The 15465-nt window shown below is 61.8% G+C and carries 15 protein-coding genes and 2 pseudogenes; 6 read left to right on the forward strand and 11 right to left on the reverse strand.

The genetic code is table 11. The features are described 5' to 3' along the window. Window positions 1–10: 10 nt before the first annotated feature. The gene (locus tag M1E16_RS26635; RefSeq protein ID WP_458128770.1) at window positions 11–475 is read left to right on the forward strand and encodes a TIGR02444 family protein; all 465 of its coding nucleotides are present in this window, start codon (window positions 11–13) and stop codon (window positions 473–475) included. Here the strand turns inward: M1E16_RS26635 and M1E16_RS26640 are convergent. Next, window positions 472–1602 carry an AlgP family protein gene (locus tag M1E16_RS26640; protein ID WP_458128771.1) on the reverse strand — a complete coding sequence of 377 codons (1131 nt, stop codon included), beginning with the start codon at window positions 1600–1602 and terminating at the stop codon, window positions 472–474. The genes M1E16_RS26635 and M1E16_RS26640 overlap by 4 nt on opposite strands. A gap of 193 nt (window positions 1603–1795) precedes the next feature. Here M1E16_RS26640 and M1E16_RS26645 point away from each other — a divergent pair, with 193 nt between their 5' ends. Next, the gene (locus M1E16_RS26645; protein ID WP_458128772.1) at window positions 1796–2461 is read left to right on the forward strand and encodes an FKBP-type peptidyl-prolyl cis-trans isomerase; all 666 of its coding nucleotides are present in this window, start codon (window positions 1796–1798) and stop codon (window positions 2459–2461) included. 57 nt (window positions 2462–2518) lie between these two features. On the opposite strand, the gene rsd is transcribed toward M1E16_RS26645, so the two are convergent. The 9 genes and pseudogenes from rsd to M1E16_RS26690 form a co-directional block, all read right to left on the reverse strand. After that, window positions 2519–2977 carry a sigma D regulator gene (gene rsd, locus M1E16_RS26650; protein ID WP_305497980.1) on the reverse strand — a complete coding sequence of 153 codons (459 nt, stop codon included), beginning with the start codon at window positions 2975–2977 and terminating at the stop codon, window positions 2519–2521. A gap of 164 nt (window positions 2978–3141) precedes the next feature. Beyond that, on the reverse strand, window positions 3142–3696 hold the full coding sequence (locus M1E16_RS26655) for a disulfide bond formation protein B (RefSeq protein ID WP_458128773.1): 555 nt from the start codon (window positions 3694–3696) through the stop codon (window positions 3142–3144). A 252-nt stretch (window positions 3697–3948) separates the two neighbouring features. Further along, window positions 3949–5184, reverse strand: a complete 1236-nt coding sequence (locus tag M1E16_RS26660) for a heme biosynthesis protein HemY (protein ID WP_434627172.1) — start codon at window positions 5182–5184, stop codon at window positions 3949–3951. Next, complete coding sequence (locus M1E16_RS26665; protein ID WP_434574331.1) at window positions 5181–6311, reverse strand: uroporphyrinogen-III C-methyltransferase; 1131 nt, start codon at window positions 6309–6311, stop codon at window positions 5181–5183. The genes M1E16_RS26660 and M1E16_RS26665 overlap by 4 nt, the downstream gene beginning before the upstream one ends. 84 nt (window positions 6312–6395) lie before the next feature. Next, a pseudogene (locus tag M1E16_RS26670) lies at window positions 6396–7094 on the reverse strand (uroporphyrinogen-III synthase); the annotation flags it as partial. Continuing rightward, window positions 7091–8032 (reverse strand): hydroxymethylbilane synthase, encoded by a 942-nt coding sequence (gene hemC, locus M1E16_RS26675; protein ID WP_434570974.1) that lies wholly within the window; start codon window positions 8030–8032, stop codon window positions 7091–7093. The gene hemC and the pseudogene M1E16_RS26670, both read right to left, overlap by 4 nt. Before the next feature lie 124 nt (window positions 8033–8156). Beyond that, window positions 8157–8903, reverse strand: a complete 747-nt coding sequence (locus tag M1E16_RS26680; RefSeq protein ID WP_305497976.1) for a LytR/AlgR family response regulator transcription factor — start codon at window positions 8901–8903, stop codon at window positions 8157–8159. Further along, window positions 8900–9049: pseudogene (locus tag M1E16_RS26685) on the reverse strand (sensor histidine kinase); the annotation flags it as partial. The pseudogene M1E16_RS26685 and the gene M1E16_RS26680, both read right to left, overlap by 4 nt. Window positions 9050–9092: 43 nt before the next feature. Then, window positions 9093–9314, reverse strand: a complete 222-nt coding sequence (locus M1E16_RS26690; protein ID WP_434602214.1) for a hypothetical protein — start codon at window positions 9312–9314, stop codon at window positions 9093–9095. A gap of 51 nt (window positions 9315–9365) precedes the next feature. Between M1E16_RS26690 and argH the strand changes: the two genes are divergently transcribed. Next, window positions 9366–10760 carry an argininosuccinate lyase gene (argH, locus tag M1E16_RS26695; RefSeq protein ID WP_458128774.1) on the forward strand — a complete coding sequence of 465 codons (1395 nt, stop codon included), beginning with the start codon at window positions 9366–9368 and terminating at the stop codon, window positions 10758–10760. 131 nt (window positions 10761–10891) lie between these two features. Here argH and M1E16_RS26700 read toward each other — a convergent pair whose 3' ends face one another. Then, window positions 10892–11551 carry a glutathione S-transferase family protein gene (locus M1E16_RS26700; RefSeq protein ID WP_434570968.1) on the reverse strand — a complete coding sequence of 220 codons (660 nt, stop codon included), beginning with the start codon at window positions 11549–11551 and terminating at the stop codon, window positions 10892–10894. A gap of 124 nt (window positions 11552–11675) precedes the next feature. Between M1E16_RS26700 and M1E16_RS26705 the strand changes: the two genes are divergently transcribed. From M1E16_RS26705 to M1E16_RS26715, 3 genes are all read left to right on the forward strand, one after another. Then, window positions 11676–11960 (forward strand): hypothetical protein, encoded by a 285-nt coding sequence (locus tag M1E16_RS26705; protein WP_434570967.1) that lies wholly within the window; start codon window positions 11676–11678, stop codon window positions 11958–11960. 237 nt (window positions 11961–12197) lie between these two features. Next, on the forward strand, window positions 12198–12443 hold the full coding sequence (locus M1E16_RS26710; protein ID WP_150724924.1) for a TIGR02647 family protein: 246 nt from the start codon (window positions 12198–12200) through the stop codon (window positions 12441–12443). Window positions 12444–12621: 178 nt separating this feature from the next. Further along, complete coding sequence (locus M1E16_RS26715; RefSeq protein WP_458128775.1) at window positions 12622–15465, forward strand: class I adenylate cyclase; 2844 nt, start codon at window positions 12622–12624, stop codon at window positions 15463–15465.

The following is a 15465-nucleotide window of genomic DNA, read 5'->3' on the forward strand; positions in this document are numbered from 1 at the left end:
GAGTAGCACGATGTCCTCTGATCTGTGGAGCTTTTCGATCAACCTTTATGCCAGGCCTGGCGTGGAAGCGGCGTGCCTGGCGTTGCAGGCAGAAGGCGCGAACGTCTGCCTGGTGCTTTGCGGGCTGTGGCTGGAACAACGCGGGGTAACCTATGATGAGCAGAGGTTGCAGCAGCTTAGGCACGTAGCCGGCCCCTGGGACGCAGCCGTCGTCCAGCCATTGCGGACGTTGCGCACACAATGGAAAGACCTCGCCCGCCAGGACGCCGGGCTGGGTAGCCTGCGCGAACAGATCAAGAAACTGGAGCTGGAAGCCGAACGACAATTGCTGGAGCGGCTGGAAACCACGGCAGGGGACTGGCCCAAGGGCCAGGATGAAGCGACAGCGCAGTGGCTGCAGAGGCTGGTGGCGAATGCCGGCCAAACCAACCGCGACGCGCTGCATCGGCTGCGCGTCGCGGCAGTCACCCCTTAGGAAGCGCGGGGCGGAGTAGTACTCGGCGCGGTGGTTACGCTTGGGTTCACCGCTGGCGCCGGCGTGCTGGTCGTTGGCGCAGGCGTCACTGTGGCCGCTGGTGCTGGCGCGGCAGGCTTGGCAACCGGAGCCGTCACCGGTTTTGCAGCAGCAGGCTTTTTCACGGCAGGCTTCGCAGCGGGTTTGGCTGCAGGTTTTGCAGCGGCCGGCTTGGCCGTTGCCGGCTTGGCGGCTGGTTTGGCTGCTGCGGGTTTTGCCACGGCCTTTACAGGGGCTTTGACGGGAGCCTTGGCAGCAGCAACCGGCTTGGCCGCCGATTTGACAGCAGGCTTGGCGGCAGCGGGTTTGGCAGCGGCAGCCTTGGCGGCCGGCTTCGCGGCAGCAGGTTTGGCCGCCGCTTTCGCAGCAGGCTTGGCAGCGGCGGTCTTCGTCGCAGCGGGTTTGGCAGCAGCGGTTTTAGCGGCAGGCTTGGCGGCAATTTTTGCGGCTGGTTTGGCGGCAACAGGCTTGGCAGCAGGAGCTTTGACGGCAGGCTTGGCAGCTGCTTTCACGGCTGGTTTTTTCGCCGCAGGTTTTGCAGCGCTGGCAGCGACTGGTTTCACGGCAGGTTTGGCAGCAGGCTTGCTGGCAACTTTGGCGACTGGCTTGACGGGCGCCTTGGCCGCAGTTTTTGCCGCGACAGGTTTAGCCGCTGGCTTCTTGGCCGATACAGCGGCAGGCTTGGCCGCGCGAAGGCTCAGCGCCTTGCTGGCGGCTTCTTGAACGCGACCGACACCTTGGGCCAGCTTCAGGCTTTCCTGGGCATCACGCTTGAGTTGCAGGATGTAGGCGCGGGTTTCGGATTGACGATCCTTCAAGGCATCGAGCAGGTCTTCGAGTTCCTTCACGGCATCCTTGGCCTTGGTTTGTGCCTTGGCCTTGCCGGCGGTTGCCGCGTCTTGCAGCTTGGTTCGCGATTTGTGCAGTTTTTCCTGCGCCTTGCCGCGTTGTTTTTCCAGCTTGGCGAGCAGTTTTTCAGCATCAGCCAGAGCTTGGGAGCAGGCATTTTCCAGATGCTCGAGCAAGCTGCCCGACAATTGTTGGAGCAAGTGCAACGGAGTGTTTACAGGCTTCTTGGTGGCCGACATGGTTTACCTCCTGACTGACGTGAGTGCGGCTCATACTAGACCTCTGCTGCAACCGCCGCTAGGGCATGTTGACACTACACAAGGCGTTGCGTTGCACGAGGCAAAAAATAGTCTGCAGCACTGCCAGGACAAATCGCTTGGAGCGTTATCGACACTGGCATAATCCCTCGAATCGAGGGCGGAGAACGTACACATGTCGCGTCACCTTTTTTTATTTCTTTGCATGGTTTGCTCCCTGGCTCAGGCCGCTGAAAAATCCGACGCCAACGACGGTCGCGACCTGGCCTACAGCCTCGGCGCCAGCCTGGGCGAGCGCCTGCGTCAGGACGTGCCGGACCTGCAGATCCAGGCGCTGGTCGAAGGCTTGCAGCAGGCCTATCTGGGTAAACCGTTGGCCCTGGCAGATGAACGCATCGAACGGATCCTGGCCGAACATCAGGCGCAACTCCTGGCGCAGTCGTCCACGCCGCAAACGCAAATGGCGCTGAAGAGCGAGCGGAAATTTCTCGATGAGGAAAAAGGCCGGCCGGGCGTCCAGCAATTGTCGGACGGCATCCTGCTGACCGAACTCAAGCCGGGCAGCGGCGCGAAGGCCGGCCCCCACGGCAAGGTCCAGGTGCGGTATGTCGGTCAATTGCCGGACGGCACCGTTTTCGATTCAAACCATCAGGCGCAGTGGTTCAATCTTGACAGCGTGATTGATGGGTGGCGCAGCGCACTGCCGCAGATGCCGGTGGGCGCGAAGTGGCGATTGGTGATTCCTTCGGCCTTGGCCTATGGCGCCGAAGGTGCCGGGGACGTGATTCCACCCTTCACGCCGCTGGTGTTCGAAATTGAATTGCTGGGCGCAACGACCTAAAGCCGTTAAACGAAAAACGGCGCGCAAAGCGCACCGTTTCCTGTCACCGCCAAGCCCTCAAGCCTGGGCGGTAGCCTCTTCCTTGTGGGCGTTGTGCAGCACCTCGATCAGGCAATCCTCCAGCTCGAAACGCTCATGCAACAAACCGCCCAGTTCCTTGAATTTTTCCGCTACGCATTTACCTTCATCACAGAGGTCATTGAAGGCCAACAGCTTCTCGGTGATGACATCGATGCGCGGATAAATCGTATCGGCCAGTTCCAGGCCGCGTTTGTCATTGAAGGCCTTGGCCTCGCCCGTCAGTTGCTCGTAGATCTCGAAATGACCGGCCGACACATAGTCCACCAGCACACCGCAAAATTCCTGCAAAGGCTTGCGACTTTCACTCAGTGCTTCAGGCTTGTCGCCAAGAGCATCATAGGCTCGAACCAGTTCATGACGCTCCTGCAACCAGCGGTCGATCAGCAGATGCACCCCACCCCAGCGTTCCTGAGCATTCTGACAACTTTCGAGCATGGTGATTTCTTCCCTTCTGAGTCACACCCCTCGCAGTCTGGAGCACACCTGGATGACCAGGAACGAGCCAGACACAACCAGATCGAGTGGCATGATTCCAATGATACGTGCCGGCCAGATTATGCCCGCACGACAACTGCTTCAAGGTACGCAGGCTATAAAGTTCATACAAGTGTTTGATCCAGCCTTCGGACCAACTGCGACGTCTCGTCGCCGAGCGGTGGCACCAGGGCATTCCAGGCCAGGCGCAGCAGCAGATAAGTCATCGAGATGAAGAGCGCGATAAAAAACAGCAGGCTCCATTCAGGGATGCTCAGACGAAACAGCGTCCAGGAGACGCTCGTGCAATCGATCGCTCCGTCAAGCGCGCGATGCATGGCGTGCCACCACAGATCGGCGCCCCTGAGCTTGGCGAGGCAGTCGGGCAACAGCTCGATCGAATCGCTCTGCGCAAGGACGTGATACCACGCCAGCGCCAGCCCTCCCGAGACGAAGGCCACTCCCACCGCCGCATACACAACGCTACCTCTCAGAGCCGGGCCATGCACGCAAGCGGCAAGACAGGTCATCAGGAACAGCGTCAGGCATAACCGCTGCAAAATGCACAGGCTGCACGGGGTCAGACCGACCGCATATTCCAGGTAAAACGTGATCCCCAAAACCAGAGCCGCGGCGATGGAAGCCAGGAGAAACAGAGAGCGAGAGCTGGCCAAAGACATGGCGGTTCCGTAACAGAAAAGACAAGCGGTTACGGTAGAGGAAAGCCCTCGGACCTTTCAAGACGAGGCGTTGCGGAGACTTCGTCAAAGATGTAAGGAATACCCGACAAGCACCACGAGACTTGGCGCAGCAGGCTGTAGGATTTTACTGAAGAGAGCTTCAGCGGCCGCATAACGGACCCAATTCACCCTCGACGGGATGGAAATGCGGCAAGGAAGCAAGCTTCCTCGCCACGATGATTCATTAGCAATTCAAGTGCTCGGAACCGGCAAGGGGGCCGCCAGCAAGCGCTCGTCCAGCAGCCCCAGCCCCTCTTGGAATAACTGGTTGCTGCGCTCCGCATCGCCCAGTTGCGCCAGCAAGCGGGCCAGTTCGGCACAAGCCTCAGGGTTGCGCTGGATGCGCAGGCTGCTTTCGAGATAATCCCGCGCCTTGCCCCACAAGCTGTTTTGCAAGCACAGACGCCCCAGCGTCAGGAGCAGGCTCGGATCATTCGGATGCTCCTTGAGCCAGCCCTCGGCCGCTTGCAACTGGCGGCTCGGGTCAGCGCCGCGAACCAGTCCGTACAAACGCGCCAGGTGGCTGTCGTAGTGACGCTTGAGCGCAACCCGCAATACCTCCTCAGCCTGCGCCTGGGCGCCCAGCTGACGAAGTTGCTCGGCATAGGCGAGCACCATTGCCGGTTCCTGGCGCTGGGCTGAGGTGAGCTGTTGCCAGGCCCGATCGAGCGATTGCAAGCCGACGCTTCCGTCAGCTTCGCGATGGGCAGCCAAGGTGAGGTTTTCACCCCAGGCCCGCCGTTCCAGCTCAGCCAGTTCGGCGGGCGGCAGTACCTTGTCCTTGCGCAGCTCCGGCAACAGCCGGATCACCGCCGACCAGTCACCGCGCTGCTGGTGCAAGCGCTGCAACTGACGCAGGGTCTGGGCATTGTGAGGATGGCGTTCATGCATGGCTTGCAGCGTGCTCAACGCACCGTCGGTGTCACCCCGGTCCGTCTGCAATTGGGCGTGAGTCAGCGCGATGGCCAGCTCGGCCTGGGGCTGCCGCTCCAGGGCGCGCTCAAGCAGACTGTCGCTTTGCTCATACAGGCCTTGTTCATTGGCCGCGCGGGCGGCGCCGAGGTAATACAACAAGGGCTGGCGCTCGGCTTCGGCGGCGCGGTGAAGATGCCGCTGGGCGCTGGCCCAACGGCCTTCGGCCAGGTCTAGCTGGCCATGTTCGATTGCAACTTGTACGCGACGACTGCGGTTGCGTCGCGACCACGGGTTGACCACGCCAGTGGACGTGGTTACCAGCCCGACCAGAGCAAACACTGCGCGCCACAACAACCAGATCACCGCGATCAGTGCGAGGGTGACCCACAGGCCGGCTTCGTAGCGGAAGCTCTTGTACGCCACCAGCACGTAACCCGAATGCTCGGAAATCGCCACGCCCAGCAAGGCTGCGGCCGCGATGACCACGAACAGAATCACGTAGAGACGTTTCATGGCGCGGTCTCCTGCCCGCCCGCCTTGGGCAGCGGCTTGACCGAGTCTTCAGCATTCAGGTTGCGGCGCTCGAGGTAGGCCTGGACGGCGCTCAGAGTGCCGGTCAGGTCCGGCGTGACCACTGTCACCGGCAACTTGCTCAACTCGCCAACCCGCTCGAGCATGATCTTGCTTTGCGGGTTGTCCTGGTTGAAGTTGTTCCTGAGCACGTCACGCGCCTCGGCCAGCGCCTGGGTGTACACCGCCGCCTGCCCATTGAGCGCGGCCCATTGCGCCTGCTCCAGCGCCAGGCTCAAGGCCAGGCGCACCTGGACCAGGCTCTGTCCGGCCAGGAGTGGACGGACGTTTTCATCGGCATTGAAATCGATGCGGATATAACGCGAGATCCGGTCCCACCACTGCGCCCAGCGACTAGCACCATCGCCGTCGCTCGTCAGCCCCAGCAGCGACTCGCCACGATCCTTGTATTCGGGCGCAAGCTCGGTCAGCTGCAGCACCTGGTCACGCAAGGCACCCAGTTGCAGGAACAGCCCGGTGCGATCCGGCTGCTCGGTGCTGCGCAGCGCAGCGAGGGTCTTGGCCAATTGTTCGCGGGCAGCGAATGAGCCCGGGTCGTTCTGCTCGCGCAGGATTTCATCGGCGCCCTGTACCAGCGCCTGGGCACTGCTGATGTCCTGCAGGGCGGAAAGACGCAGGCTGGCCAGGCGCAACAAATGCTCGGCTTCGGCCAGGCGCCAGTCCTTGCGGCTGGCACCCAGCACGGTTTCCAGGCGCTGGTTGAGACGCTGCTGGTCGCCTTGCAACTGGGCAACCTGGCGGCGGCGCTCCTCCAGTTCTTCGGCCGGAGGCAATTGCTCCAGGCGCGCGCTCAGGCGTTGCTCATTGAGCTTGAGGCCCTGGGCCTGGTCATTGAGCGACTGGACCTGCGCGGATTGCTGCTGGGTGTTGGCTTGCAGATGACGCACTTGCCATACACCCCAGCCACCCACGGCGACGCCGGCAGCCCCCAACAACAACGCGACAATCGCCAGCCCGTTGCCGCGACGCGGTGCTATCGGCGGGGCCGTTTCAAGCGGCGCATCGAGCGCTGGCTGGTCCTGATCTTTTGGCAAGGCTGTTTCGCTCACGTATCCATCCTTTGCATTGGAAAACGGCACGGATTGTTCCCGTAATGCCGCCAGCAAAGCCGCGGCGCTGGCGCCACGGCAATCAATAACTGTCCGGGCCCCGGCGGCACGCGCCATGTCGGCGACCCTGGGGCTTGGAACGAACAACGGCAGCCGCGCCAGGGCGGGCCACGCTTCACCGGCGAGCCGGCGCAGATGCTCGAAGCTCTGCCCACTGCTGACCACCAGCGCGTTCAAGCGTTCCGCTTCGACCCTGGCCGGCAGTTCGCCCTCGGCGTATTGCGGCAGGCCGCGCCGGTACAGCTCAAGATAGTCGACACTAGCACCTTGCTCGCGCAAACGCTCTGCCAGCAATCCGCGCCCACCCTCACCACGGACGATCAAGACACGGGGATCGGGCCGGTCGAGTACCTGGCGCAACACCCCCAGCTCAAGCAAGGCTTCGCTGTCGTCGCCGTTATCGGGATAAAACACGCTGAGGCCGGCATCGGCAAGAATCTGTCCGGTAGCGGCGCCCACGCTGAACCATGGCAAATCCGGAGGTTGCGGCCAATACTGACGCAACAGCTCCACGCACAAGCGCGCGGCGGGCTTGCTGACCACGATCACGGCGCAATAGTGATTCAATTCACGGAGGATCGCCTGCCCGGATTCGGTCACCGGGACCGGCTCGATATTCAGCAGCGGCAGGCTGCTGCTGTAGATCCCCGCATCCGCCAGCACAGCCGCCAGGGCCGCCGATTCGTCCGTCGGCCGGGTCAGCAGCAGCCGCCAGCCCGTCACGCGTGGCCAGCCTCGCCGTAGACTTTCTTGAGGATGTCATCGGCGCCCTGGCTCAGCAGGTCTTCGGCCACCCGCACGCCCAGCGCCTCGGCATCGCCGCGCGGTGCTCGGGCCTGGGCGCTGAGCAGTTGGCCGCCGCTGGGATCGCCCACCAGGCCACGCAGCCAGACCTGCTCGCCTTCGAGCACGGCGTAGCAGGCAATCGGCACTTGGCATCCGCCGTTCAGATGCTTGTTCAGGGCGCGCTCGGCGAAGACCCGCGTGGCGGTGTCGTCGTGGTGTAGCGGCGCCAGCAGCGCATGGATTTCGCTGTCGGCGCTACGGCATTCGATGCCCACCGCGCCCTGCCCACCGGCCGGCAGGCTGTCATCGACGCTGATGGCCGAGGTGATGCGATCTTCAAACCCGAGCCGGATCAGGCCGGCGGCGGCGAGGATGATCGCGTCGTATTCGCCAGCATCGAGCTTGGCCAGGCGCGTGTTGACGTTGCCGCGCAGGAAGCGGATCTGCAGGTCCGGACGCCGCGCCAGCAACTGCGCCTGGCGACGCAGGCTGGAAGTGCCGACCACACTTCCCGGGGGCAATGCTTCGAGACTGGAAAAGCTGTTGGAGACAAACGCATCACGCGGGTCTTCCCGCTCGCAGATGCAAAAAAGGCCCAGGCCTTCGGGGAAGTCCATGGGCACATCTTTCATCGAATGCACGGCGATGTCGGCTTCGTTGTCCAGCAGGGCGGTTTCCAGCTCCTTGACGAACAGGCCCTTGCCACCAATCTTCGACAGTGGCGAATCGAGCAGTTTGTCACCGCGACTGACCATCGGCACCAGCGATACGATCAGGCCAGGGTGGGCCGCTTCCAGGCGGGTTTTGACGTACTCGGCCTGCCAGAGAGCCAAGGCGCTTTTACGGGTGGCGATGCGGATCTCGCGAGGGGACATGGATCAATCCGTACTTAAAAGATACGGCAGATAATAACAGCTCAGCCAAATCCGCTTTGACTTGAATCACGACGCAAAGGCCTCCCTGGCCGCCAATCCTGGAGATGGAACGCTGCGGAACACGCTAAAGCTGTTGCATCATCTTGCGCACGCCCGCCACATGCCGCCGGCTGACGATCAACGCGTCGCCATTGAGCCCCTTGAGGTAAAGCTGGAAGTGCCCGAGGGGGGTGCGTTGCAAACGCTCGATACGCTCGCGAGCCACCAAGGCGTTGCGGTGGATGCGTACGAACCGTTCGCCGAACTCGTCCTCCAGCGCCTTGAGCGGCTCGTCCAGCAGCACTTCTCCGCTTTCGTGGCGCAAGGTCACGTATTTGTGGTCGGCAATGAAGTAGACCACCTGGTTCAACGGAATCAGCTCGATACCTTTTCGGGTCCGTGCGCTGATGTGGCTGCGCGGGCCGCTGCCGCTCTCGGCGGCCGGGCGGGTAAGCGCCGCCAGTTGCACGCGGTTCGGTCGCTCAGCCTTGCGCAACGCTTCTTCCAGCGCCTCGACGGAAACCGGCTTGATCAGATAGCCCACGGCACCGGCCTGCAACACCTCCGGAGGAAAATCGTCCCGGGTGGTACAGAACACCACCGCGGGAGGCGACTCGCGCTCGCACAGCTTGGCCGCGACCTGCAGCCCGTCCAGGCCAGGCATGCGGATGTCGAGCAGCACGATATCCGGCTTGTGGCTGTCGATAAGGGCCAACGCCTCTTCGCCATTGGTGGCGCTCGGCTCCAGGACACTGTAACCCTCGAGTTCGCCAAGCATTCGGCTCAGGCGCTCGCGGACCAGTGGTTCGTCGTCAACGATCAGGACATTCATATTGCGCTGGATTCCTGCGTGAGTCTCGCACAAGGATAGCGTAGACAGGGGAAGTGACATCCGTCACCGCGATCCACGCTAAGACTCGTCCGAGGGCCAAAAAGTGCCGCGAGGTGGTTGCCTATCTTTACCAGCGCTTGCCTACCGGAGCTCGAGGCCTGTTGTCGCACAACGTCGCCACAGGGACTGTTAACACTCGATCTGATCAATATGAGCACCCCCCATTTTTTTGGTGCGTCCGATGCGTCCAAGATGAAAAAGCAAAGCCCTACGTCCACTGTAGACGGTTGCCACGACGATATTGCTCAATCGAAAAATATCGTTGTGCAAAAACCCGGCAAATGCGTGGCTTTTCCGGGTAAAAAACCTGCCGACCATTGCCAGCGCCAGCCCCGGCAACCCTGCTATCATCCGCCGCAGCCTTAACCGCTACTTTTTCTTCAGCCGATCACGAGCGAATTCATGAGCACTGACAAGACCAATCAGTCCTGGGGCGGCCGCTTCAGTGAACCCGTCGACGCCTTCGTCGCCCGCTTCACCGCCTCCGTCAACTTTGACCAGCGCCTGTATCGCCACGACATCATGGGCTCGATCGCCCACGCCACCATGCTGGCCAAGGTCGGCGTGCTGACCGATGCCGAGCGCGACAGCATCATCGATGGCCTGAAGACCATCCAGGGCGAGATCGAGGCCGGCCAGTTCGACTGGCGCGTGGACCTTGAAGACGTGCACATGAACATCGAAGCGCGCCTGACCGACCGCATCGGCGTGACCGGCAAGAAGCTGCACACCGGTCGCAGCCGCAACGACCAGGTCGCCACTGACATCCGCTTATGGCTGCGCGATGAAATCGACCTGATCCTGGCAGAAATCACCCGCCTGCAAAAAGGCCTGCTGGAACAGGCCGAGCGCGAGGCGGAGAGCATCATGCCGGGCTTCACGCACTTGCAAACCGCGCAACCTGTAACGTTTGGGCATCACATGCTCGCCTGGTTCGAGATGCTCAGCCGCGACTACGAGCGCCTGGTCGACTGCCGCAAACGCACCAATCGCATGCCCCTGGGCAGCGCCGCGCTGGCCGGCACGACCTATCCGATCGACCGTGAATACACCGCGCAACTGCTGGGCTTCGATGCGGTGGGCGGCAACTCGCTGGATAACGTTTCGGACCGCGACTTCGCCATCGAATTCTGCTCCGCCGCGAGCATCGCGATGATGCACCTGTCGCGCTTCTCCGAAGAGCTGGTGCTGTGGACCAGCGCGCAATTCCAGTTCATCGATCTGCCCGACCGCTTCTGCACCGGCAGCTCGATCATGCCGCAAAAGAAAAACCCCGACGTGCCGGAGCTGGTACGGGGCAAGAGCGGCCGGGTATTCGGCGCGCTGATGGGCCTGCTGACCCTGATGAAAGGCCAGCCACTGGCCTACAACAAGGACAACCAGGAAGACAAGGAGCCGCTGTTCGACGCCGCCGATACCTTGCGCGACTCGCTGCGCGCGTTCGCCGACATGATCCCGGCCATCAAGCCCAAGCATGCGGTCATGCGCGAAGCGGCCCTGCGCGGCTTCTCCACCGCTACCGACCTGGCCGATTACCTGGTCCGCCGTGGCCTGCCGTTCCGTGATTGCCATGAGATTGTCGGCCATGCCGTGAAGTACGGCGTCGACAACGGCAAGGACCTGGCGGAAATGAGCCTGGACGAACTGCGCCAGTTCAGCGACCAGATCGAGCAGGACGTGTTCGCGGTGTTGACACTGGAAGGCTCGGTCAATGCCCGTGATCATGTTGGCGGTACGGCGCCAGCGCAGGTAAAAGCAGCGGTCGTTCGTGGCCAGGCGCTACTCGCAAGCCGATAAGCCAAAAGCCAAAACTTCGCGAGCAGGCTCGCTCCCACACTGGTTCTCCATGTTCACAAGACTTTGTGTTCACTGAAGATCCGCTGTGGGAGCGAGCCTGCTCGCGAAGGCGTCCTCAAAGCGCCAGAACCTTATTTCCTGGCAGCAATCTTCGCCAGGAACGCCGGCATTTCCGCCTCTCGATCCGCCGCAATCCGCTGCACGTGCGGATTCTGCCCGAGCAACTCCATCAAGGCCCTGGCCTTCGGCATCTCTGCCAGCAAGTCGATATCGAAAACCTTCTTGCCCACCGGCAAGGCCAGCGAAAGGCTGTAGTAGAAATACAGGTCGGCAATGCTCAGGCTGTCGCCCGCCACATAAGGCGAGAATTTTCCGTGCCGGCCAAGCGAGGCAAACCCGAGCAATAACTCGCCCTTGGCCTTGTCCTTGATCGCCTCGGGTACCGCCATGCCAAAAAACGCTTCGGGATAGCAGGCACGTCCCGGCAGCTCGATGTACAACTCGATTTCCCGGCACAAGGCCAGCACCTGGGCGCGCTCGAACGGGTCGTTGGGCAGCAGGGCCTTGCCCGGCTGGGTTTGCTCGATATATTCCAGAATGACGCTGGTCTCGTTGATAAAACCCTGCTCGGTCTTCAATACCGGCACCTTGCCGCGCGGGCTGATAGCCAGGGCTTCCGGGGTCTGGGCGCCAAAGAACTGGACCTCTTCGAAGGGCAGCCCCTTCTCCAGCAGCGCCAGCTTGACCATGTTGTAATAATTGCTGACAGAAAAACCATAAAGCTTGAGCATTCCATAGCCTCCAGGCCGTGCGGGGTTGGCAGCCTTCGGTTATAGACCGGCGGGACATTTCGCGCCAGGCGCATCACGCTGCTGAATGCAGGTAAACTGGCGGCCTTTTCTACAGGAGGCTGCCATGAGCGAGCCAAGCGATATCGAACATGACGAAGAAGAGTTCGTCGAATCCACGCTGATCCAGGCCATCGAGAACCAGATCGAAAGCGACAACCCGCCAGCGGCCAAGGCCACCTTCAACAAGTTGACCCTGGTCGGTTATGAGCGTGACGAAATCCTCAATCTGATGGCCCACGTGCTGGCGGTTGAAATCGACGCGATCCTGGAAGAAGACCGCCCGTTCAATACCGAGTGGTACGAAGCCGCCTTACGCGCCTTGCCCGAGCTGCCACCGGAGAAGAAATGACCCGACGGGCAACGCCGCTCTTGTGGTGAGGGAGCTGCTCCCGCTCGGCCGTCCGACGCTTCGGGCGCAGCAGTCGCAAATTTTCGGGGTCGCTTCGCAACCCAGCGGGAGCAAGCTCCCTCGCCACAAAAAAATCGCTTTAAACAAAAAAGCACCACACTGACACTAGACAGCTCGGCCGAGTGCGCTCACCTTAGTGACGCTGTCGACCAAATTCCTAGAAAGTCTGGAGTCCTTATGTCGCTTACCCCTGAGCTGGTTGCCGAACTGGAAATCCTTGCACTCTTCAACCTGGACAGTTCCCAGGAAGGCCTGAAAATTCATCAGACCGCAGCCCCGAAAGCCATCGCCGCTGCCAAGCGCCTGTTTGAAAAAGACCTGATAGACCAACCCGATGGCGGTTATCTGACCAGCCTGGGGCGTGATGCCGCGCAAAATGTGCAAACTGTCCTGACGATACTCCGCGCCGAAGAAACCGCCTGATCCTCCTCCTCGCCCACGGAAATCCCTTTGCCTCGGGGTTTCCGCAGGCGCGCAGGCTTCTTTCGTAAGAATCCTGACGTCAAAATCATTTTCAGCTCAAGAATTCCACGATTCGGGCGCTAACCTGCCATCACTTGTGCTTCCCCACGTGCGACGCCGCGAGCCGGTTTGAGCTGACATGACCCGCAATCACGAAATACGCCCCGATCTGGACCAGGGAATCGACCGCAAGGTCCTGAGCCAGTTGCGCGCGCGTTTCCTCAAGCTCAATTCCGGCCGCATGGAGCGCGCCCTCGAAGGGTTGTCGACCCGCCAGCAGGGCGTATTGACGCTGCTTCCGCTGTTCTTTCACGTCAACCATCCACTGCTGCCCGGCTACGTCTCCGGCAGCACGCCCGCCGGGTTGTCGAATTACGAGCCCGACGCCAATGTCCTCGCCGAGGCCCAGCGGCTGACCCGCTCGTTTTCGTATAAGCCGCGCCATGGCAGCAACCCTCCGCGGCCAATCCTCGGCCTGTTCCTGATGGGCAGCCTCGGCACGCTCGCCCAGGCCGACCAGAGCGACATGGACGTATGGGTGTGCCACGGCCCGGACTTGAGCGAGGATGAACTCGCCGAGCTACGCAAGAAATGCCAGCTGCTGGAAATCTGGGCCGCCACCCAAGGCGCCGAGGCTCACTTTTTCCTCATCGACCCGGCGCGATTCGTCCGGGGCGAACGGGACAACCAGCTCAGCTCCGATGACTGCGGCACCACCCAGCATTATCTGTTGCTGGACGAGTTCTACCGCACCGCCATCTGGCTGGCCGGGCGCACGCCGATCTGGTGGCTGGTGCCGGTCTATGAAGAAGAGAATTATCAGCAATACACCCACACGCTGATTTCCAAGCGCTTCATCCGCGCTGACGAAACCCTCGACCTGGGGCATCTGGCCTACATCCCGCCGGGGGAATTCATCGGCGCCGGGCTCTGGCAGCTGTTCAAGGGCATCGAGTCGCCCTACAAATCCGTGCTCAAACTGTTGCTGACCGAGGTCTACGCCAGCGAACACCCGGACGTGCGCTGCCTGAGCCTGCGCTTCAAGCAGGCGGTGTTCGCCAATCGCCTGGACCTGGACGAGCTGGACCCGTACATGGTGGTTTACCGCCGTCTCGAGGAATACCTCAACGCCCGTGGCGAACCGGAACGCCTGGAGCTGATCCGCCGCGCGCTGTACCTGAAGGTCAATCGCAAGCTCACCGGCCACGCCCGCAGCAGCGGCTGGCAACGCAACCTGCTTGAACGCCTGGCGCGGGACTGGGGCTGGGATCAACGCCAACTCGCGTTGCTCGACAGCCGCAGCCAATGGAAGGTCCGTCAGGTCAGCAATGAGCGGCGCGCATTGGTCAACGAGCTGACCTACAGCTATCGTTTCCTGACCCAGTTCGCCCGCACCGAAAAGACCGTCAGCCTGATCAACAAGCGCGACCTCAACGTCCTTGGCCGACGGCTGTATGCGGCCTTCGAGCGCAAGGCCGACAAGGTCGAGTTCATCAATCCCGGGATCGCCCCGGACCTGGCCGAAGACACCCTGACCCTGGTCCAGTCGCCGAACAAGAAAGAGCCTGGGCAGAACCAGTGGGGTTTGTACAACGGCAGCCTGAATGCCTTGGAATGGGAGAATTTCGCGCCGATCAAGCGCAGCCGCGAATTGCTCGAATTGCTCACCTGGTGCCACCGCAACGGCGTGATCGACAGTAGCACGCGCCTGGCGCTACACCCCGGCGACAGCGACCTGAGCGAGTTCGAGCTGTTCAACTTGCTAGGCAGCCTGCAACAGTCCATCGCCCTGCCCCTGGCCACGGTTGACGAAGAACAGCTGCTGCATGCCAGCGTACCCGGCGAAGTGCTGATCCTGGTGAACGTCGGCGTCGACCCGCTCAAGCATCACCGCGACTTGAACATCCTGATGACCACCGAGCGCACCGACTCTTTGAGCTACGCCGGTGTCCGCGAAAACCTGGTCTTGACCCTTGACCAGGTCACCCTCAACAGCTGGAATGAAGTGCTGGTCAACCGGTTCGACGGCGAGCACGCCTTGCTCGATTGCCTGCGCGACTACCTCAACGACTTGCCCCTCAGGCAGCGCCAGCCACGCTTACAGGTGCGCTGTTTCTGCCACAATCGTGCGCAGTTCATCGCGCGACGGGTTGAGGAAGTCATCGAGACCGCCCAGACCTTGCTCCTGAGCAAACTCAACTACCGCTACCTGCTTCAGGTCCAGCAGCATTATCACGTGCTGGAGCTGGTGCCCGGCCAGGTCAACCATGTGGCGTTGAGCAGCCTGCCGGCGTTGATGGACTACCTGGGCGAAGAGTTGACGGCGTACAGCCCACTGCATCTGGACGCGATGGCCATGGAAGAACACGACGCGGCCCTGATCCTGCCCATGGGCCAGCCCGAGTGCATCCAGGTGTTCTACCGGGTCTACGAGGACGAAGCAGAGCTGTATGTGCTCGATGAATTCAACGCGTTGTGGCAGCAGCGCCTGCCCTATCACGATGACCAAAGCCTGTTGGTGCCGCTGCAGCGCTTCCTGCAGTCGGTGCTGTATCGCCGCGACGCCTTGCTGCCGATGGACGCCACCCAGCCGTTGACCCTGGAAGTCCTTTATTACCAGCTCCTGCCTTCGGGTAACGGGCGGGCCCGGCGGGTCGAATCACGGCAGGCGCCGCAGACGCCGGTCAACAAGCCCTTCTACGACGTACAGGCGATCATCGGCAAAGCGGCGCACGGGCAAGTGCACGTCACCCTCTATTGCGACCAACGGGAGTTTTCGGAGCTGGAGCATGGCGACCAGCTGTTTCACGTGGTCGCCAGGGAAATCGTCGGGCAGCGCCGCGACGCCGAACGCTATCGCTGCTATATCACCGACCTGGACCTCTCCGGCCTGGTCGGTGACGGTGCCTGCCCAAGCATTTTGTTCCTGCGCTACAAGGCCGACCTGGAGCGCGCACTGAACGAAGCATTGAATCAGGTCTGA

The sequence above is a fragment of the Pseudomonas sp. Z2-11 genome (assembly GCF_054161305.1).

Coding starts and splice junctions, on each gene's coding strand:
- M1E16_RS26655 (WP_458128773.1), bottom strand. CDS start 3,696: ATGTCTTTGGCCAGCTCTCGCTCTCTGTTTCTCCTGGCTTCCATCGCC.
- rsd (WP_305497980.1), bottom strand. CDS start 2,977: ATGCTCGAAAGTTGTCAGAATGCTCAGGAACGCTGGGGTGGGGTGCAT.
- M1E16_RS26635 (WP_458128770.1), top strand. CDS start 11: ATGTCCTCTGATCTGTGGAGCTTTTCGATCAACCTTTATGCCAGGCCT.
- M1E16_RS26700 (WP_434570968.1), bottom strand. CDS start 11,551: ATGCTCAAGCTTTATGGTTTTTCTGTCAGCAATTATTACAACATGGTC.
- argH (WP_458128774.1), top strand. CDS start 9,366: ATGAGCACTGACAAGACCAATCAGTCCTGGGGCGGCCGCTTCAGTGAA.
- M1E16_RS26680 (WP_305497976.1), bottom strand. CDS start 8,903: ATGAATGTCCTGATCGTTGACGACGAACCACTGGTCCGCGAGCGCCTG.
- M1E16_RS26705 (WP_434570967.1), top strand. CDS start 11,676: ATGAGCGAGCCAAGCGATATCGAACATGACGAAGAAGAGTTCGTCGAA.
- M1E16_RS26710 (WP_150724924.1), top strand. CDS start 12,198: ATGTCGCTTACCCCTGAGCTGGTTGCCGAACTGGAAATCCTTGCACTC.
- M1E16_RS26715 (WP_458128775.1), top strand. CDS start 12,622: ATGACCCGCAATCACGAAATACGCCCCGATCTGGACCAGGGAATCGAC.
- M1E16_RS26690 (WP_434602214.1), bottom strand. CDS start 9,314: ATGATAGCAGGGTTGCCGGGGCTGGCGCTGGCAATGGTCGGCAGGTTT.
- M1E16_RS26640 (WP_458128771.1), bottom strand. CDS start 1,602: ATGTCGGCCACCAAGAAGCCTGTAAACACTCCGTTGCACTTGCTCCAA.
- M1E16_RS26645 (WP_458128772.1), top strand. CDS start 1,796: ATGTCGCGTCACCTTTTTTTATTTCTTTGCATGGTTTGCTCCCTGGCT.
- hemC (WP_434570974.1), bottom strand. CDS start 8,032: ATGTCCCCTCGCGAGATCCGCATCGCCACCCGTAAAAGCGCCTTGGCT.
- M1E16_RS26660 (WP_434627172.1), bottom strand. CDS start 5,184: ATGAAACGTCTCTACGTGATTCTGTTCGTGGTCATCGCGGCCGCAGCC.